Origin of the sequence: Streptomyces sp. YGL11-2 (assembly GCF_050054615.1) — a bacterium.
In the GTDB taxonomy this organism is placed as follows: domain Bacteria; phylum Actinomycetota; class Actinomycetes; order Streptomycetales; family Streptomycetaceae; genus Streptomyces.
On sequence record NZ_JBNHIN010000089.1, the window covers coordinates 1 to 18,089 of the forward strand.

Genomic DNA, 18,089 nt, shown 5'->3' on the forward strand with positions numbered 1-18,089 from the left:
GCGGTGTGGCGCGGGATCAAGGTCAACCCGACCGTTTCGGGGGAGTGATGTTGCGCCGCCTGTACGCCACCCCCGAGCAACTCGCCGCCTACCTCGGCGAACCTGCCCCGGACGGCGCCGAGCGGCTGCTCACCCGCGCGTCCGAGGACATCGACTCAGCTCTGCTGACCGCGGTGTACGCGGTCGACGAGGACGGCGACGCCCTCGACGCGCGGGTGCGCGCCGCGCTGGCCGATGCCGTGTGCGCGCAGGTCGAGCACTGGCTCGCCACCGGCGACGACGGCACCGGCGCCGGCGGCATCTGGGACTCGGTCAGTATCGGCCCGGTGTCCCTGTCCGGCCGGTCCGGGCAGCCGCCGGCCGCCGGCGGCGTCGAGCTGGCTCCGCGCGCCGCCCGCGCGCTGCGTCGGGCCGGGCTTGAACCGGGGGTGGTGTGGCCGTGGTGACCCAGGTTCCCGCGGTGCTGCTGCGGCATCGGATCTCGGTTGAGCCGTACGCCGGCGAGGGCGCCTACGGGCCGCAGTACCGGCACGCCATCCCCAATGTGCGCGCCCTGGTGGACGAAGCCCCGCGCATGGTGCGCACCGCCGACGGCCGCCAGGTCACGGCAACGGCGACCGTGATTGCCGGGCCGACGCTCGACTGCCCACCCGGGAGTCAGATCACCCTGCCCGACGGGCGCACCACCACCGCGCTCACCGTCGCCCGCCACACGGCCCCCGGCCTGCCCGTTCCGGCCTGTACGGAGGTGAGTTGCGAGTGACCCGTGCCCGCCTGCAATGGAACGGCGCCGCCGCCACGGGCGCGATCCGGGAGGCCGCGGCCCGCGGCGCGCTGCTCGGCGCCGAACACGTCCTACAGGCCAGCCGTCAGCGGGTGCCGATCGCCGAGGGTACCCTCGAACGCTCCGGCGCCGCCAGTGTCGACGAGCAACAGCTCGCCGCCGCCGTCTCCTACGACACCCCGTACGCCCGCCGGGTGCATGAGGATCTCAACGCCCGTCACTCTCCAGGCCGTTCAGCGAAGTATCTGGAATCCGTGCTGCCTGAGTCGGCCGGCACGGTTCAGGCGTTGATCGCCGCGCAGGTTCGGCGGGCGCTGCGCTCGTGAGCTACACCGCCGACCTACTCGACGGCCTCGCCCGCCTCCTCGACTCCGCCGGGGTCGGAACCTACCGGCCCGACGGGCTGTATGGGCCGGGCGATACCGCGATCACCATCGCCGCCATGCCACCGGCGCCGGATCGCGTGATCTGCCTGGCCGCCTACCCGGTGACCGACTCCCCCGTGCTCACTGACACCACCACCGGCCTACAGGTCCGCACCCGCGCCGGCCCGGACCCGCGCGAGGTCGACGCCCTCGACGACGCCGTGTTCGACGTGCTGCACGGTTCCGGCCCCCACACCTGGGGCGCGGCCCGCGTGCAGCTCCTCTACCGCGTCTCGGCCGCGCCGATCGGTGCCGACTCTGCCGGCCGTATGGAGCGCAGCAGCAACTACTACGCCCGCGCCCACCGCGCGGCCCGACACCTCGAATAGGAGGCGCCTCGATGGCTACCCCGACGCCGCCGGCCGAGACCGTGACCGCGCTGGCCCGCCGCTACCGGCTGGAGCTGGACATGGGCAAGGACGGCACCCCCGCATGGACGCTGGTCCCCGGCATTACCGAGTTCACGCCCAAGATCGAACCCACGCAGCAGGACGTCACGACGTACGACGCCGAGGGCTGGTCGGAGCAGGCGGTGACCATGCTGGCGTGGTCGGTCGAGGTCACCCTCGCCCACCGCGCCCACCCGACCACCGGACGGTTCAACGCAGCACAGGAAGCACTGCGCCGGGCGTCTATGTCGTTCGGTGCCGCCTCCTATGTGCGGGTGCGCTACTACGACCGCAACGGCGCCCCGGACGCCCAGGAAGGTTCCGCCCTGGTCACGTGGGAGCCCGAAGGTGGTGGCCCGGACGAGGTCGACACGATCAAGGTGACGCTTACCGGGAGCGGACCGCTTGCGGAGATTCCCAACCCGGTCGCCGACGCCCCCGCGCCGCCGGTGAACAAGAGGGGCGGTGATGCGTAATGGCATTCGAGGCGCTCGACGAGCTGCTCGACGAAACGATTCAGCTCCCCATACAGGGCAACGTCTACACCGTCCCCGCCCCCTCCGCCGAGGTAGGGCTGCGCACGCAGGCGCTCCTCAACGCGGCGGCGGTGGCCGCCGACGGCGGGCACGTCGATGACCAGGTGCTCGGGGACGCCGCCGAGCGGGACCTGTATGCCGAGGTGCTCGGCAGCGCGCACGCGCAGATGGTCGCCGACGCCGTGCCCTGGCCGGCCCTCAAACACGCCGCCCTGACGGCCATGGTGTGGATCACGCAGGACAAGGCCGCGGCCGAGAAGTTCTGGAATGCGGGCGGCGACCCTTCTCGTCTGGCCCCGAACCGGGAGACGCGCCGGGCCCGATCGGGCGCGGCGAAGTCGACCCCGAGTCGGGGCTCTACGAGTGGTACGAGTGGCCCGAAGGCACCCCCCGCCCGCGCCCGGGGCAAGGGCAACCGCCCGCGCTGACCTGGCCCAAGATCCTCGGTCACTGGCCGCTGATCGAGGCCGATCTGCACGAGATTTACGGCGTTGACCTCGGCGACCGGGCGCTGCTGCGCGCCCGGTCCTGGCGCTGGCTGCGCGTGCGCATCCTCGCCCTTCTCTCCGCCGAGTCCCGCCTCGCCCGCGTGCTCACACCCCCGCCCGCCGCCCCCGCATCCCCGGGAGGCACGACCGTCCGGAGGTGATGCGCCGTGGCCCTCCGCGTCGGCGAACTCGCTGCAACCATCACCGTCGACGACTCCGGCGCCCGCACGGGCGTACAGCGGGCCGAGGCCGCGCTGCGCGCCGGCGGGGATCGGATGGCCTCAAGTGCGGACCGGTCCGGGCGGCAGGCCGGTAACCAGCTCGGCGACGGCGTCGAGCAGGGCGCCGAGCGGGGCGGCAACCGCGCCGCCGAGGCCATACAGAAGGGGCTCAAGAAGCTCGCCGCCGCCGCGGTCGGTATCGCCATCGGTACCGCGCTGGTCGGAGGGATCGGCGAGGCCCTCGAACAGGCAAAGATCCCCGGCCAATTGCAGGCGCAGCTCGGCGCCAGCGGACCGGCCGCCGCGAAGTACGGCAAGGCTGCGGGTGCACTGTATTCCGGGGCGATCGTCGACAGCGTCCAAGACGGCGCCGAGGCGATCAAGGGCATTGCGCGGGCTGGTCTGCTGCCGCCGGAGGCGACCGAGCAGCAGATCACCACCATGGGCAAGCGGGTGGCCGACACCGCCTCGGTCATGGGCGAGGACGTATCCGCCGTCACCCGATCCGTGGGCCAGATGATGCGAACCGGCCTGGCCAAGAACGCCGATGAGGCCATGGACGTACTCGTTCGCGGTACGCAGCGCGGCGGGAACGCGGCCGAGGATCTGCTCGACACGTTCACCGAGTACAGCACCCAGTTCCGGAACATGGGCCTGTCCGGGCAGCAGGCGATGGGGCTCATTCAGCAGGGCCTCAAGGGCGGCGCCCGCGATGCGGACGTCGTCGCCGACACCATCAAAGAGTTCTCCATCGAGGCCGTCGCCGGATCGGACAAGGTGAGGGGCGGATTCGAGAAACTCCACCTCAACGCCGACAAGATGTTCGCCGCCATCGGCAAGGGCGGCAGCAGCGCGAACGGCGCCCTCGACAAGACCCTCGACGCCTTGCGGGCCGTCAAAAACCCCACCGAGCAGAACGCCATCGCAACCGAGCTGTTCGGCACCAAGGCCGAAGACCTCGGAAAGGCGCTGTACTCGCTGGATCCGTCCAGCGCCGTCAAGGCGTTGGGGGACGTCAAGGGCGCCGCCGACGGTGCGGGCAACGCCATGCGCGACAACGCCGCGACCAAAGTCGAGGCGTTCAAACGCAAGCTCATGCAGGGAGTTGTCGAGGTACTCGGTACCTACGTCGTCCCGGCGATTGAGAAGCTCGTGAACTGGCTCGGCGACGGTGGCCTCGGCCGCGCGTTCAAGACCGCCAGCAGCTTCATTTCCGAGCACTCCACCGCCCTTGGCATCGCGGCCGGCGTGATCACCACGCTCATGCTCCCCACCCTGATCACCCTTGCCGCCCAGGCAGGCACCACAGGTGCGGCGGTGGTGATGAGCTGGGCCACGCAGACCTCCGCCAGTGTCACCGCTGCTGGTCGGTTCGTGGCCACAAACGCCACAATCCTTGCCGGATGGGTCGCGCAGGGCGGCGCCGCCGTGGCTACCGGTGCACGCGTGGTGGGGGCCTGGGTCCTCATGGGCGCGCAGAGCCTCATTCAGGCCGCGCGGATGGCTGCAGCCTGGGTGATGGCCATGGGCCCCGTCGGCTGGATCATCACCGCCGTTGTCGGCCTGGTCGCGCTGATCGTCGCCAAGTGGGACGCGATCAAGAGCGCCACGGCCGCCGCCTGGGAATGGGTCTGGAACAAGATCAAGTCAGTCGGTCAGTGGCTGCTGGACCTGTTCCTGAACTTCACCCTCGTCGGGATCATCATCCGGCACTGGGACGACATCAAGGCCGGCACCGTCCGGGTCTGGAACGCGATCGTCGACTGGGTCAAGGCACTGCCGCAGCGCATCGCCGACTTCTTCCTGAAATGGACCCTCGTCGGGCTGATCATCCGGCACTGGTCGGAGATCAAGGACGGCACGAAGCGCAAGGCCGGCGAAATGCTCGACTGGGTCCGCGGACTCCCCGGGCGCATCGTCGGATACTTCGGCGACTTCGGATCCATGCTCTACGGCAAGGGAAAAGACCTGATCCTCGGCCTGTGGCACGGGATCCAGAACATGGGCCCCTGGCTGGCCAACACCCTCATGGGCTGGGCGAAGGATCTGATCCCCGGACCGATCGCACGAGCGTTGGGGATCCACTCGCCCTCGCGCGTCATGCGAGATCAGATCGGCCGCTTCATCCCCGCGGGCATCGTCGAGGGCATCAAGGCAGGCGCCCCCGCGGTCGACCGCACCATGCGCTCGCTGGTGTCCGTCCCCACCGCCCCTCAGCTCGCTCCGACCGGCGCCGCACCCGGCAACGCCGGCCCGCAGGGCGGTGGTTGGGGGACGACGCTCCACATTGAGAACTGGCACGCCGGTGGGCAGTCCGCCGACCAACTCGCCGCCGCGCTGGCCTGGCAGATGAAGGGCAGGGGGTGACCATGTCCGCTGGTGATCTGGTCACCCTCCCCGGACACCTCCAGTACGGCGAGCTGCTGCTCGGCCCCGGCACGGCCGTGCGCTGGAAGACGCTCACCGGCTGGGAGGACTCCCCCGGCGTCGACTCCGGCACCGTGCCGCGGGCCGGCGCGCACGGGGCGATCCCCGGCCGGCTGCTGGCGCAGCCCCGCACGATCACGGTCGACGGTGTCGTGCTGCGCACCGCGCCCGGCGCGATGACCGCGGCGGTGCGGGAGTTGGGCGCGCACCTGGCGTTGCTTGACGACGAGCTGCCGCTCGTGGTGCGCCTGGACGACGCGCCGCCGCTATTGGTCTACGCCCGGTGCCTGCGGCACTCCATACCCGTTGACACCGGCTATCGCATCGGCACGGTCACGGGTGGGGCGGTTCAGTTCGAGGCCAGCGACCCCCGCCGTTACAGCCTGATCGAGCAGCGCGCCGAGATCCGGCTGCCGGCCGCCGAGCCGGGCCTCGACTGGCACCTCGCCCCCGGCCCCGAACGGTTGGGCTGGCCGCTGGACTTCGGGGCGCCTGGCTCGACTGGCACCACCACCGCCACCAACGACGGCACCACCGACACCCACCCCCTGATCACGTTCCGGGGGCCGGTCGACCGGCCCAGCCTCACCAACCTCGCGACCGGCGACGTGATCGAGTACGACATCACCCTCGCCGACGGCGACGAGCTGCTCGTCAACACCGCGGCCGGCACGGTCACGCTCAACGGCACCGCCTCGCGACTGAGCGACGCAACCGCCCGCTCGGTCCCCGAGCAGGCCCTCACCCTGCCCCCCGGTGTGACGCCCTGGGCCTTTCGCGCCGCCCCCGGATTCACTAACCCGCGCGCAACCGCCATCCTGCGGTGGCGCTCGGCCTACTGGTAAGGAGAACCACCCGTGACCGTGCGTGCCGCATGGCTACTACCCACCGGGCAGACCAGAGAGGACACCCGCCTCGCGCCGCTGGGTGCCATGGCCCCCACCTCCGAACTCGCCTCCCGCGATGGAGTGATCGCCGGCGGCAACCCCCTCGCCGCGTCCGGCGTCGGCCCCATGCAGCTCCAGATCGGCACCGGCCGCGCCCTGGTCCAAGGCACCACAACACAGGGCGCGTATCCGGTTGTGGTGACCTCGCCCGAGACGCTGACGCTGGCCGACGGCGACGCGCAATACGGCCGCGTCGACGCCGTCGTGCTGCGGGTCCGAGATGGGCTGCATGACACCAGCGAGCAGACCACCGTCGCCGTCGAGGTCATCCAAGGCACCCCCGCGGCAACGCCGGCCGGCCCCGTCCTGCCGCCGGCCGCGTTGCGGCTGTGGGAGGTGACCGTCCCGGCCGGCACGTCCGCCGGCACCGGCGGGATCACCTGGGGTTCCACGCTGGCCGATCGGCGGCGGTACACCGCCGCGTACGGCGGGATCATCCCGCGCGGCTGGGGCCTTTCCTTCGCCGGCGCCTATGACGGGCAGTACCGCGACACCGGCATCGGCCTTGAACGCTGGTCCGCCTTGGCCGGGGCGTGGCAGCCCTACCCGGCCGACACCGGTTGGGTCGACCTACCCCTGCCCACCGGCTATCAGCGGTTCTCCAGCAACGCCTACCCGTTCCAGATCCGCAAGACCGGCGCACAGGTGCACCTGCGCGGGCGCATCACTCGCACCGCCGGCCCTATCCCCGCCGACGGGCAACCCCTTCCGGGCCTGACCCTCCCGGCCATGTATCGGCCGTCTCAGTCACCCACCTCGTACGCCGAGGTGCTGTTCGGCTGCGACGTCTCCAGCACCTACCCGGTCGGAATCGTCCGCGGAGAGATCAGCGGCCGAGGCACGATCAACGCCGCATTTCAACGACCTGTCTCCACATGGCTGGCCTTCGGCTGCTCCTGGTGGACCGACTGACTCCTGGTTGAGATGCAGATGGCTCCGCACTGTGCCGCGGATCGAAGGTGGAGACAGCCTGTTAGCTGGGGGGATCCTGAGCAGCCTTACCGAAGCGGCCTAGCCACGTCGGCTTCACGGGCGCCCCATTGGGGATTCCCTTGGCCTCGCGTGCATCCGGCGGATTCACCGGTGCGTGTGGGTCCTCTAGCAGCTCCGCAACTGTGAATCGGCTGCCCAAGGACCGCCCTCTGCGATTGATGATCAACAGGAAGTCGTCCCCGTTGCGGAAGATCCGTCGGCAATGCCGCTTCTTGGGCTGGTCGTCCATCAAGCGCCGAACATGCCTCTCAAGCTCTGCCAGAGCCTCTTCGCGAGTCCCCTCCACCCGCGCCAACACGTGCATCTCCGTGGTGAAGCCCTCATGGCCTATGCGCGGTTCGGTTGCCTCGCGGATCAGGCCCCAGGTCGCCACGATCGCCCCTCTCGTTGGGATCAATGCACAGTCTAGGAAGGCGCGACAGCATCCGTGCCTGATTCGGCGAACTGCTTGCCCGCGAGATCCGACTTGCGGCCACAGCGATAGCCCAGCAACCGGATTGGGGGGAGTGCGCATGTTCGCTGCCTACCGGGCATTGTTCTGTGACCTGCGGACCGACCAGCTGCTCGACGTGCTGCCCCTGCAAGGCGTCAGCTTCGACGACTACCTCGGCAAGACTGGCACCGCCCAGGGCACCATACCCATTCCGAACAGCGGTGTTGCTACCCGTGTGCGCGCCGCTGTCACCCCGGGTCGCACCTCCCTGTGGATTGAGCGGGGGCGGGAAATCTGGTGGGGCGGGATCGTGTGGACCGCTGCGGTGCAGTCCACCGACCGCGGCTTTCTGTCCATGCAGGTCCAGGCCGGCACCTTCGACAGCTACCTCGATCACCGCCGCCTGCTCGACACCTTCGAGGCCCGGCAGGTCGAGCAGTTCGACATCGTGCGGCAGCTGATCGACTACGCGCAGCAGGCCGCCGGCGGGGATATCGGCATCGAGTACGGCACCGAGTCCTCCGGCATGGCGCGTGATCGCGTCTACAGCCGGTACGACGTGCCCTCGCTCCGTGACCTGATCGACCAACTTGGCAAAGTTCAGGGCGGATTCGAGTGGCGCATAGCCGCCTTCCGGGATCCCGAAAGCGGCCGGCGCATCAAGCGGCTTCAGCTTGGGTCACCGGTGATCCGGACCGGTGCGAGCGACGTCGTCCTCGACCATCCGGGCCCCGTCATGTCCTACGCCTGGCCCGTGGACGCCACCGGGCAGGCGAACGTCTGGCAGTCCCGCGGCGCCAGCGACAACACCAACCAGGCGTCCGAATCGGTTCCGTTGCTGTCTGATCTGCTCGTGGACGAGGGCGCCCTCGCAGCCGGCTGGCCGCGCCTGGATGGCACCTCGGACTACTCCACCGTGATCGAGAAACCCACCCTGGACGCCCACGCGCGGGCCGACTGGGACACCGCCCGCGCCCCGCGCACCATTCCCGAGATCACCGTGCACATGGGCCGCGCCCCCCTCTCCCCCGCCATGCTCGGCACCACCATCCGACTGCGCATACGCGATCTGTGGTGGCCCGATGGCCTCGACGAGCGGTACCGCGTCGTCGGCATGGCCATCACACCGCCCGAGCGCGGCCGACCCGAAACCGCGAAACTTCTCCTGGAGGCGCCCTAAATGGCCGCTGTCCCCCTCGACCTCCTCGACCGCATCCGCGCCCTTGAACGGCAGGTGCGTGAACTTGCCGGCCGCGCCCAGACCCGGCCCGCCCTGAACCGGATCACGCACGGGGCCGTAGTGATCGGCGAGGGCGGCAGCCTCGACGTCCGCGCCCCCGGCGGCGCGCAGGTGCTCGGGGTCGGCCAGTTCGCCACCGGCCGGTACGGCGTGAGCATGGCCCGCGAGGACGGGACCGGCGTCGCCCTGGAGGTCGGCGGCAACGACAACACCGCATCCCAAATGGTCCGGCTATTCGCCCGCGGCGGGTACCCGTCCCCGATCGTGATGGATGACGGGTACGCCGACGGGTACCTCGGCCGACCGTGGGTGCCCATCCCCCTCACGCCCAGCGCCACCGTCACCGCCTCCGACTGGACCACCACCCACGCCGGCACCATCTGGACACAACACGCCGTACTCGCCGCGTACTGGTCGATCTTCGCGCCGGTCGGCACCACCGCCGAGGCTCGCCTCATGCTCAACCGCGGTGGCACCCTCACGCAGCTTGGCGACACGATCACCACCGCCGGCAAAGAGGTCTTCACCTCGCAGCGCATCACCCCCAGTGCGCACGGCCTATCCCGTGGCGACACCGCCGCCCTACTCATCCAGGCCCGACGCACCGCCGGAGCCGGCACCGCGGTTGCGTGGTGTCAGGGCATGTGGGGCTCCAACACCGCCAATCCCAGCGAAGCCAACCACTAGGAACCGCATGCTTCCTGACTCCATCCCCACCGTCACCGTCACCGGGCGTTTCCTCTCGCCCGACGGCCGGCCCCTGTCCGGCGCGGTCGTCTTCCGTGCCCCGGCGCAGCTCACATTCCCGGCCGCCGACGTCATCCTCGGCGGGCCGGTCACCGCGCAGCTCGACGCGCAGGGGCAGATCAGCGCGACCCTGCCCGCCACCGACGCGCCCGGCATGATCCCCGACGGCTGGTCGTACACCGTGACCGAGTCGCTGTCGGGCATCCCGGCCGGCCGCTCGTATCAAGTCCTGCTGCCCGCCGAGGCGCCCGAGGTCGACCTCGCCGACATCGCCCCCACCGACCCGACCAAGCCCAACTACGTGGCGGTTCGCGGCGCTTCCGCGTACGAGGTGGCCGTCGCCGACGGATTCGAGGGCACCCGGACCGACTGGCTCGCCTCCCTGACCGGCCCCAGCGGTCCGGAGGGCCAGCGGGGGCGGACCGGGCCCCAGGGCGAGCCGGGCCCTCAGGGTGAGCGCGGCGTGCAGGGCGCTCCGGGGGCCGTCGGCCGGGTGCACTCTGTCAACGGCCATTCGGCCGCCGAGGTCACGCTCACCGCGGCCGACGTCGGAGCGGTCCCCACCGCCGCGGCTGGCGCCCCGGGCGGCATCGCCCAGCTCGACGACACCGGCCGCGTCCCCACCGCCCAACTCCCGCCCACCGCCGGGGTGGTCGCGTCAGTCAACGGCATGACTGGCGCCGTGCAGCTCGCCGCGGCCGACGTCGGCGCGCTGGCCACCAGCGCCCGCGGCGCCGCCGGCGGGATCGCCAGCCTCGACGCCAGCGGGCAGATACCCGCCGCACAACTCCCGCCGGCCACCGGCGCCCGCAACGTCTGGACGCCGCAGGCTCTCGGTTTCCAGACATGGACGTGTGACCCGTACACGGTCGCCAACCCCGTGGCCAAGTTCCTTTCACCGCAGCGGCTTTACGTGTGCGGCATCAACATCACGGAGCCGACCCAGGCCAACAGAGTGACCATGTTCGCCCGTGGTTATGGAGGCGTGCCAGCCAACCGGTATGCCGCGGGCATCTATCGCGAGGACGGGACGAAGGTCACCAGCACAGCGGCGCCGGTCAGTCTCGACATGGCCGGGCAGACGGCCGGCAGCCCACCGCAGATGATCAACAACCACATCGGCGCAACGCCGATCGCCATGCCGTTGACAGTCACCCTCATGCCCGGCCGGTACTGGCTGACGTGGGTCCTGGCCACGGGCGGAGGGTCGGATTATGCGTTCTACCACGTACAGAACGAGGCGCCCGTCGCCGCGGCGAACTTCTTCTTCGGTACCCCGTTCGCCCGCGCCTGGTACCTCAACGCCCAGTCCAACACCCCCGCCCGACTGAACCAAGCCGACGCGGGAGTGTTCACCGACCACGACATTCCGATCATGGCCCTCGCCCTGGTCTGACCACACACCCAGCAGACCACCTGATCAACCACACACCGCACGCCCGAGCGCACCGCGCCGGGCGTTTTCTCATGCCAGGAAGGAAGGCACACATGACCGTAAGAGGCGTCGACGTCTCCTCGTACCAGCCGAGCGCCTACTCGACCAAGGGTCTGGACTTCGCGTTCATCAAGGCCACCGAGGGCACGTCGTACATCAACCCTCGCCAGTCCGCCCAGGCCGCCCACGCCCGCCGCAATGGGCTGATCACCGGCTTCTACCACTTCCTGTGGCCGGGGAACATCGAAGCGCAGGCCCGGTACTTCGTCGACAAGTGCGCCAGCGTCGAGGGCGACGTCCTGGCCGTCGACTGGGAAACCACCGGTTCAGGAACCCACGCGACGTGCGCGGAGAAGGACGCGTTCATTCGCGCGGTGAAGCGGCTCCGCCCGACTCACCGGGTGATCTTGTACGTCAACCGCGACTTCTGGCTCAACCGCGACACCACCTCCTACGCCGGCGACGGCCTGTGGATCGCGGACTACGTCACCGCCGGCCGCCCCCGGATCAAGGCGAAGTGGCTGTTCCACCAGCACACCGACCAGCCCCTCGACACCAACGTCGGCGCCTTCCGCGACCGGGCCGCACTGCGGGCATGGGCAACCGGCACCACGGCACCGCCGAACCACCCCTCGCCGCCGCAGACCGCCACGTACACGGTGCGATCCGGCGACACCCTCTCGGGCATTGCGGCCCGGTACGGGACGACCGTCGCCAAACTCTCCGCCGCGAACCGCATCAGCAACCCCGACCGGATCTACGCCGGCCAGACCCTCAAGATCGTGAAGTGAGGCACCCATGACCGACGCCACCCGGCGCACGATCCGCACCATCGTGCAGACCACCGTCGCCCTCGCCGTTCTCCTCCCCGCCATCGTCGACGCCTCCGGCATCCCCGCGTCCCTGCCGTGGGTCGCCGGCTCCCTCGCCGTCGCCGGCGGCCTGGCTCGCGTGATGGCCCTGCCCGGCGTGCAGGCACTGCTCCCCGGCTGGCTGCGCACCGGCCCGCCGGCTGACGTCGAGCTGCGCGCCCTCGCTCGCAAGGACAGTGGAGGCGGCGCGTGATCGATCGCGACCCTGGCGACGTCGCCCTCGAACTGGAACGCCTGAGAGGCTCCGTCGACAAGGGGTTCGCCCGCGTCGACGGCTCCCTCGCACTCCTCGTCCAGCGTTCCGACCAGACCGACAGGCAACTCGCCGACCACGAACAGCGCCTCGACACCATCGAACGGCGCCGCTGGCCCCTGCCCAGCATCGCCGCCCTGGTCGGTGTCGTCGGCTTGTTCGTGACCGTCTGGCAAGCCACCGCTGCCCGGTAGAAGCACCACAATGCCCCCGCACAGCCGTAAGCGGCCGTGCGGGGGCATTTGTGATTTTTAGGCCGAGGCAGGGCGATCTCAGTCCTTGAACGCCTTGGCGAATCTCACGAAACCGGCCCAGGGGGCCGGCGAGAAGGTCAGTGTTCCGCCGTCCCGGTCCTTGGTGTCCCGAACCATGATCTTGCTGGGGTCGACATCGGCTACTTCGATGCAACTTTCGTACTTGGTATAGGTGCTGGTGCGCCAATTCGGTGTCTCAGCCACGATTTCCCCTTCCCAGACGATCGAAATGATCGATGGCGGTCAAGATCAGGTCTCTAGCGGCCTGGCCATAGACGGCGGACTGGCGATGAAGGTCAAACTCCTTGCGATAAAGCTCGATTTCCCTCGGCTGCGTCACAGAGATCTCTGCGGAGCACGTCTCCACCTTGACAAGCTTGTCGTCAAACATCACGAAACCGTGCCCGAGCCAGATGGCGAGGGGAGCGGACCGTGGGACGATCCCCAGACTGAGCCGTGGCAGCGCCAATACTGCTATGAGCCGGTCGAGTTGTGCCCTCATGACCTCCGAGCCACCGTGATTCGAGTAGAGGGCCTGCTCTCCGAGGAGCACGTTGAAGATCCGGTCCCCCTCATAGAGGTACTTCTGCCGTTCGAGGCGCTTCGCCACGGCCGCCTCCATGTCGGGCGGGCTCTCGTGGAAGTTCGATACCTGCTCGAAGATGACCTCGGCGTAGTCCGCAGTCTGGATGGTGCCCCAGATGACGTTGGGCTCCCAGATCCTGAAGACCTTGGTCTTTCGGTAGAGCGGCAGAGACTTCTTCTGAAGATTCTCGGCCCCGTCCTGGATCTGCCGACGCCACTCCATCCACATCTCGTCGATATGACGAACTGTGGCGATCAGGTCCGCGAGGTCGGCCTCGCGCCCGGTCGTCTGGCACCAGACGCGGATGTCGTCCTCGCTCGCGTTCTGCTTGCCGTTCTCGATACGAGAGACCTTGGATTCCTGCCATCCGGTGGCAGCGGCGAAGGCCCGGCCGCTGCTGAACCCCGCGTCCTTGCGGAATCCACGCAGCCGGGCGCCCAACGCCTCCCGTGTCTCTTGTGCTTGGTCGCTCACGGAACAGTCAGGGCTTGTACTCGTTGTGTGGGATGGCCATGTCCCAGAGCAGATCCCGGACGCGGATGCACTCGGCGACAACGGCAGGGGACTCTATGACCTCAGAGCCCAGAACACACCCTGTGTCATCGAAATGCCCTACGGCCAACAGCTTGTCGTCGAAGAGCCACCAATCATTTCCCTCCGCAGGGAACACGAGGCCCTCTGGCAACTTGTTCCGGGGCAGCCAGCGGATGGACTCGCCAGCCTCTTCATTGACGTGAGTGGTGGCGTACTCCCACTGGATGTACGGGCTGTGCGGCTCGCTGACGACCCGGACCCGGCGCACGGTCATCCCTGAGTCGGTGACGCGCTTCACGAGCTGTGTCCACGGCGCCATGAACGAATCATCGGCTACCCCGCGGAGCCAGCTCTCATACGGGCCCTCCTCGTTTGAGACTGAGTAGTCGTCCCTCAGCTCCAAGTGGAAAGCGTCGTGCACGAAGCGCTCAAAGAGCTGGTTGCGCTCGGCGCTGGAGATCAGCTCCACGCGGTTCCTCCAGTAGCGCTGTGATCGCGGCCTTGGGGACCTCGACCACAGTCTCGTAGTCCGGAATCTCCATCTGTCCCAGGGCCTCAGGGTCGGTCACCTCCAGCCCCCGGACAACGTACGTTCCCCCTGGCGTCAGGATCATGAGGGGATCCTCAAGACGCCTGAACTCGCCGGAGGGGAGCCCATCCTTCTCCAGGTACTCGAACAGCTCGGTCGGCACCTCCACAGCCGTCTCGCCCTCGGAGATGGTGAGCTGCATCAGCAGATCGTTGGCGAAGATCTTCCACCCCTGGACGAGGTACGTGTCACGGTCAGTGGCGTAGAGGGTCGGGCAGTCACCCTGGCGGGAGTTCTTACCAAGGAACCGTAGCTTCATGGTCGTTCTCCTGTCTGCCGTCTTGCGCGAATTTGCGCGCCGTCACGAGGGTCGGTGACGCGTTCGACGGCGTCAATCAGCTTGCTGCAAACTCGCGCAATTTCCTTGGAGGTTGGCTTGCGGCGGCTCTACGTTCGTTCTCGAACCGAGCCGCCAAGGCAGCCGTATGCGAGCGGCACCGAGGGGAGACGCGTGGTGTTCACCGTGACTGGCAAGCCCATGGGCGCAGGCATCGACGATCTGCCGATCGATGTCGAGCTTGTTGAGGACAGCACTGATTCCACACTGACGATGGAGTTGGCCACCTCGACCCGTGAGCAGATCGAGAGTAAGACGCCGATTCTCGTCGGACACCTGGAACTGCTCCTCCGAGAGGAGTTGGGAGCTGATGAGGACTCACAGGTGCGGGAGATGTTCTCCAAGGCGTACAAGCTCCTCGACCTGAAGGACCGGCCCACCAAGGAGATGACGGCTTTCAGCATCTTCTTCTTCAACCGTGACGTGGCGCTCCTCGCTCGGCAACTCCTGTGGGTCTACCGCCAGAGGAGAGAGACCGGTGGCTCGTGAGCCCCTGACCACAAATGCGGAAGAGCCACACACGGACTCCCGTGACGGCTGGTGGACGGATTACGACGGACGGCTGGACATCGCCTCTGGAGTCGTATTCATCCCCCAAGGACCGAAGTCACCGTCCTGCCCCTTCCCGTGCCTCAGCTGCCGGGACAAGGGGCGTCAGTGACGCGGAGTAGAGACTCCCACCCCGGCGGCGGAAACCTGGACAGTCGAACAGCCGGGGCGGGGGACCCAACCGCAGGAAGCCTGCGGACCTTGGGGCCATGCCCTTGACGGTACGGCGGCGCGGCCCCCCACGGAAGAGGAGGTTGAGAGATGAACGCTGTAGCGGTCGAGACATTCGAGACGCGCACGCCTGATGCCGAGGGCTGGCGTGGTGTCCCGTTCCGGCACCCCCGGGACCTGGTGGTCGTGGCCAAGGCGGACGGCGGGAAGCACGACGGCGGGCCCATGCCCCCGGAGGCTCCACACGACCCGCAACCGCAGGGCGGAGACAGAAAGTAAACCGATCTCCCGTGACTCCCGCCCCTCCGGTGATGGCGGCGGAGCCAGACGGTAGGGGCGGGCTTCTGAATCGGGGCCGGCTCTTGAAAGTTCGGCAGTCGGCCCCTCGCCGGAGCAGAGGAAGCATGAGTAACGAAAACCCCGTCCGACCGCGCGAAGAGCGCGGCAGCGGACCGCCACGCCGCAAGTGCCGGTTCCCCTGCGCTCTGTGCGGCACTGCCCCCAAGGAAGCTTGATGGACGGCATGGACGGCTTAGAGCACAAGATAACGGGCTGCCCTGGATGCGATTCCGCAGCTCATGAAAATGCCGTGCAGGCTCGCGACAACGAGCAGCGAGAGACACAGTCCCTATCCGTTGGCCTCGTTATGACAGCGGCCCTCGCCCTACTGGTCATCCTCGGTCTTTGGGCTGGCGTGATGGCGCTCCTGTCGCACATCGCTGGCGCCTGGAAGTAAGGCGCCAGCGGGGCAATGCCCCCGCCGGCTCACCAGGAACGAGCGTCAAGCCACCATCCGACACCGCGGAAGGTACGAGCCATGACACCAGCAGCGCCCGGTCACCCCATGACCACCGCCCTCCTGATCACCAATCCGCGTGACGCCCTCCTCATCGTCCACCCCGCCAAGGACGACTCTCCATGGCAGTTGCCCGGCGGAATCATCGAAGAGCACGAGTCCCCCCTCGACGCCGCGCGACGGGAAGTGCGCGAAGAACTCGACCTCGACCTCGACGTACAGGAACGCGACCTACTCGCCGTCGAATGGCTGCAAGCCACACGCCCCGGCCGCCGCAACCGCCTCGCGTTCCTGTTCGCCGGCCCCACGCTGCGGCAGGCCGACACCGACCGAATCACCTTGCAGCACAACGAACTCGACGCCTGGCGGTGGGCCACTCGCACCGAGGCCGCGTCGCTGCTGCATCCCGCCATCTCCGCACGAATCATCGGGCCGCTCCAACTGCCCGGCGGCGCGGTCTACCGTGAAACCAGAAACGAAGGGACGTTATGAACGCCACCAACTTCCCCGCCCGCAAGCTGCGCATCGGCACCCGCAGTTCGCCGCTAGCCATCGCCCAGGTAGAGCAAGTGTCCGGTCTCCTTCGCAAATTCGAGCCTGAACTCGATATCGAGGTCGTGCCGGTGACCACCGAGGCCGACAAATGGCAGGGCGACCTCGCGCAGCTCGGCGGGAAAGGCTTGTTCGTCCGCGAAATCGATCAGATGTTGCAGCGCCATGAAGTCGACATGGCCGTCCACTGCATGAAGGACGTGCCCGGCGACGTCCCCATGCCCAAGGGGCTCATCTTCGCCGCGTACCTCCCTCGTGACGACGTGCACGATGTGCTGCTCGTGCCCAAAGGATCCGAGGTGCAGACTCTCGCGGACCTGCCGTCCGGCGCCTCCGTCGCCACGTCCGCCGTGCGCCGGAAGGCCCAGATCAACCGCGTCCGCCCCGATCTCAACGTCGTACGGGTCCGCGGCCTGGTCGGCACACGTATCGACAAGCTCGACGGACGCAAGCCCATCGACCACAACCTCGACGCGATGGTTCTCGCCCGAGCAGGACTGGAACGCCTCGGCATCACGGACCGGGCCCGGCAGGTATTCGAAGTCGACGAGATGCTGCCGGCCGTCGGCGCGGGCGCCCTCGGCCTCGAATGCCGCCGAGATGACGACCCGGTCGCCTACCTGCTCCAGCAGCTCAACCACGAACGCACCATGACCGAGATCACCGCCGAGCGCGTCATGCTGCACGGCCTACGGGGGCACTGCAACAGCCCCATCGCGGGCCACTGCATCACGGAGCCCGACGGACAGCTCAGCCTGCGCGGCATGGTGTTCTCACGCGACGGCAGCAAGTTCGTTCACGCCCATTTCTGGGGCGAGTCAATGAACGACCCCGCCGTACTCGGCTCCCGCGTCTGCGCTGAACTGCTGCGGCAGGGCGCCCGCGACATCATCGAAGGCATTCCGCACTGACGGTCGCGGTAGCACGGCGACCCAGCAGCTCAGGCATGGACGGACGCCACGAAGCGACCTGGCCAGTTCAGGTGTAGACCACCAAGATCCGGGCAGGCGGCGGTGAAGAACGGACCACGAACTACGGGGTGAACACCATGCACGGCGGCGGAGGATTCAGCGGGGGCGGCCACCACGGGGGCGGGTTTGGCGGCCACCACCACAGCGGGGGACTGGGCCACCACGGCAGCCACCACCATCACACCGGGGACTCGCAGGGCCTCGTCTGGATTCCCTCGTTCCGGCGCCGTGGGGCATCAGCCGAAGCCACCGGAGTGGCTCCCCTGCCCGTGGCCTTGGGCCTGCTTCTGGCCGGGCTCATCATCGGGGCACTGCTGGCGGCCCACTAGGGGCTACCCCACCTGATCGCACGTCAACTCCGTCCGCCGGAGACCCCTTGCCCAGACGAAAACGTTAGACGCACGCGACCCCGGCACCCATGTTCCAAGGTGCCGGGGTCGCGCCGCGTTGCCACTACTCCGCGTTTCCGCAGGTCAGCCCTCGAGTGTTTCACCCGCACTGCTGCAGATCACAGAGCCGGACGGGGCTTTCGCGTATCTGGCTATGGTGGGGCGCGTGAT

General features: G+C 68.6%; 22 protein-coding genes and 1 pseudogene. 19 read left to right on the forward strand and 4 right to left on the reverse strand.

The window, feature by feature from the left end; translation table 11 throughout:
* From ACO1BR_RS41960 to ACO1BR_RS42030, 15 genes and pseudogenes are all read left to right on the forward strand, one after another.
* The coding region (locus tag ACO1BR_RS41960; RefSeq protein WP_426800386.1) for a hypothetical protein at positions 1–446 on the forward strand (446 nt) is incomplete at its 5' end.
* Positions 443–763 carry a hypothetical protein gene (locus ACO1BR_RS41965; protein WP_426800387.1) on the forward strand — a complete coding sequence of 107 codons (321 nt, stop codon included), beginning with the start codon at positions 443–445 and terminating at the stop codon, positions 761–763. The genes ACO1BR_RS41960 and ACO1BR_RS41965, both read left to right, overlap by 4 nt.
* Positions 760–1,110 carry a hypothetical protein gene (locus tag ACO1BR_RS41970; protein WP_426800388.1) on the forward strand — a complete coding sequence of 117 codons (351 nt, stop codon included), beginning with the start codon at positions 760–762 and terminating at the stop codon, positions 1,108–1,110. The genes ACO1BR_RS41965 and ACO1BR_RS41970 overlap by 4 nt, the downstream gene beginning before the upstream one ends.
* On the forward strand, positions 1,107–1,538 hold the full coding sequence (locus ACO1BR_RS41975; protein WP_426800389.1) for a minor capsid protein: 432 nt from the start codon (positions 1,107–1,109) through the stop codon (positions 1,536–1,538). Before ACO1BR_RS41970 ends, ACO1BR_RS41975 begins: the two co-directional genes overlap by 4 nt.
* Before the next feature lie 11 nt (positions 1,539–1,549).
* The gene (locus ACO1BR_RS41980; RefSeq protein ID WP_426800390.1) at positions 1,550–2,074 is read left to right on the forward strand and encodes a phage tail tube protein; all 525 of its coding nucleotides are present in this window, start codon (positions 1,550–1,552) and stop codon (positions 2,072–2,074) included.
* Positions 2,074–2,562 (forward strand): DUF7426 family protein, encoded by a 489-nt coding sequence (locus ACO1BR_RS41985; RefSeq protein ID WP_426800391.1) that lies wholly within the window; start codon positions 2,074–2,076, stop codon positions 2,560–2,562. The genes ACO1BR_RS41980 and ACO1BR_RS41985 overlap by 1 nt, the downstream gene beginning before the upstream one ends.
* A 227-nt stretch (positions 2,563–2,789) precedes the next feature.
* Positions 2,790–5,210 (forward strand): phage tail tape measure protein, encoded by a 2,421-nt coding sequence (locus tag ACO1BR_RS41990; protein WP_426800392.1) that lies wholly within the window; start codon positions 2,790–2,792, stop codon positions 5,208–5,210.
* Between the two features lie 2 nt (positions 5,211–5,212).
* Positions 5,213–6,115: a phage distal tail protein gene (locus tag ACO1BR_RS41995; protein WP_426800393.1), complete on the forward strand. Its 903-nt coding sequence runs from the start codon at positions 5,213–5,215 to the stop codon at positions 6,113–6,115.
* A 12-nt stretch (positions 6,116–6,127) separates the two neighbouring features.
* A complete protein-coding gene (locus ACO1BR_RS42000) occupies positions 6,128–7,129 on the forward strand; it encodes a hypothetical protein (protein ID WP_426800394.1) in 1,002 nt (333 codons plus the stop codon).
* 593 nt (positions 7,130–7,722) lie between these two features.
* Positions 7,723–8,823: a hypothetical protein gene (locus tag ACO1BR_RS42005; protein WP_426800395.1), complete on the forward strand. Its 1,101-nt coding sequence runs from the start codon at positions 7,723–7,725 to the stop codon at positions 8,821–8,823.
* Complete coding sequence (locus ACO1BR_RS42010; protein WP_426800396.1) at positions 8,824–9,570, forward strand: hypothetical protein; 747 nt, start codon at positions 8,824–8,826, stop codon at positions 9,568–9,570.
* A 7-nt stretch (positions 9,571–9,577) separates the two neighbouring features.
* The gene (locus ACO1BR_RS42015; protein ID WP_426800397.1) at positions 9,578–11,026 is read left to right on the forward strand and encodes a collagen-like triple helix repeat-containing protein; all 1,449 of its coding nucleotides are present in this window, start codon (positions 9,578–9,580) and stop codon (positions 11,024–11,026) included.
* 92 nt (positions 11,027–11,118) lie between these two features.
* Positions 11,119–11,667, forward strand: a pseudogene (locus tag ACO1BR_RS42020) (GH25 family lysozyme); the annotation flags it as partial.
* Between the two features lie 196 nt (positions 11,668–11,863).
* Positions 11,864–12,130: a hypothetical protein gene (locus tag ACO1BR_RS42025; protein ID WP_426800398.1), complete on the forward strand. Its 267-nt coding sequence runs from the start codon at positions 11,864–11,866 to the stop codon at positions 12,128–12,130.
* On the forward strand, positions 12,127–12,384 hold the full coding sequence (locus tag ACO1BR_RS42030) for a hypothetical protein (RefSeq protein ID WP_426800399.1): 258 nt from the start codon (positions 12,127–12,129) through the stop codon (positions 12,382–12,384). Before ACO1BR_RS42025 ends, ACO1BR_RS42030 begins: the two co-directional genes overlap by 4 nt.
* Positions 12,385–12,462: 78 nt before the next feature.
* Here ACO1BR_RS42030 and ACO1BR_RS42035 read toward each other — a convergent pair whose 3' ends face one another.
* Genes ACO1BR_RS42035 through ACO1BR_RS42050 form a run of 4 tightly spaced genes read right to left on the reverse strand, consistent with a single transcriptional unit; the run spans position 12,463 to position 14,412 of the window.
* The gene (locus ACO1BR_RS42035) at positions 12,463–12,648 is read right to left on the reverse strand and encodes a DUF397 domain-containing protein (protein ID WP_426800400.1); all 186 of its coding nucleotides are present in this window, start codon (positions 12,646–12,648) and stop codon (positions 12,463–12,465) included.
* Positions 12,641–13,504, reverse strand: coding sequence for a helix-turn-helix domain-containing protein (locus ACO1BR_RS42040; protein ID WP_426800401.1), 864 nt, complete (start codon positions 13,502–13,504; stop codon positions 12,641–12,643). The genes ACO1BR_RS42035 and ACO1BR_RS42040 overlap by 8 nt, the downstream gene beginning before the upstream one ends.
* 7 nt (positions 13,505–13,511) lie before the next feature.
* Entirely contained in the window at positions 13,512–14,033 is a 522-nt protein-coding gene (locus tag ACO1BR_RS42045; RefSeq protein ID WP_426800402.1) for a DUF6879 family protein, read from the reverse strand.
* Positions 13,993–14,412: a hypothetical protein gene (locus ACO1BR_RS42050; RefSeq protein WP_426800403.1), complete on the reverse strand. Its 420-nt coding sequence runs from the start codon at positions 14,410–14,412 to the stop codon at positions 13,993–13,995. The genes ACO1BR_RS42045 and ACO1BR_RS42050 overlap by 41 nt, the downstream gene beginning before the upstream one ends.
* A gap of 192 nt (positions 14,413–14,604) precedes the next feature.
* Here ACO1BR_RS42050 and ACO1BR_RS42055 point away from each other — a divergent pair, with 192 nt between their 5' ends.
* The 4 genes from ACO1BR_RS42055 (at position 14,605) to hemC (ending at position 17,469) form a co-directional block, all read left to right on the forward strand.
* A complete protein-coding gene (locus tag ACO1BR_RS42055; RefSeq protein ID WP_426800404.1) occupies positions 14,605–14,979 on the forward strand; it encodes a hypothetical protein in 375 nt (124 codons plus the stop codon).
* A 321-nt stretch (positions 14,980–15,300) separates the two neighbouring features.
* Positions 15,301–15,489, forward strand: coding sequence for a hypothetical protein (locus tag ACO1BR_RS42060; RefSeq protein WP_426800405.1), 189 nt, complete (start codon positions 15,301–15,303; stop codon positions 15,487–15,489).
* A gap of 565 nt (positions 15,490–16,054) precedes the next feature.
* On the forward strand, positions 16,055–16,498 hold the full coding sequence (locus tag ACO1BR_RS42065) for an NUDIX domain-containing protein (RefSeq protein WP_426800406.1): 444 nt from the start codon (positions 16,055–16,057) through the stop codon (positions 16,496–16,498).
* Positions 16,495–17,469, forward strand: a complete 975-nt coding sequence (gene hemC, locus ACO1BR_RS42070; RefSeq protein ID WP_426800407.1) for a hydroxymethylbilane synthase — start codon at positions 16,495–16,497, stop codon at positions 17,467–17,469. Before ACO1BR_RS42065 ends, hemC begins: the two co-directional genes overlap by 4 nt.
* The last annotated feature ends 620 nt before the right edge of the window (positions 17,470–18,089 follow it).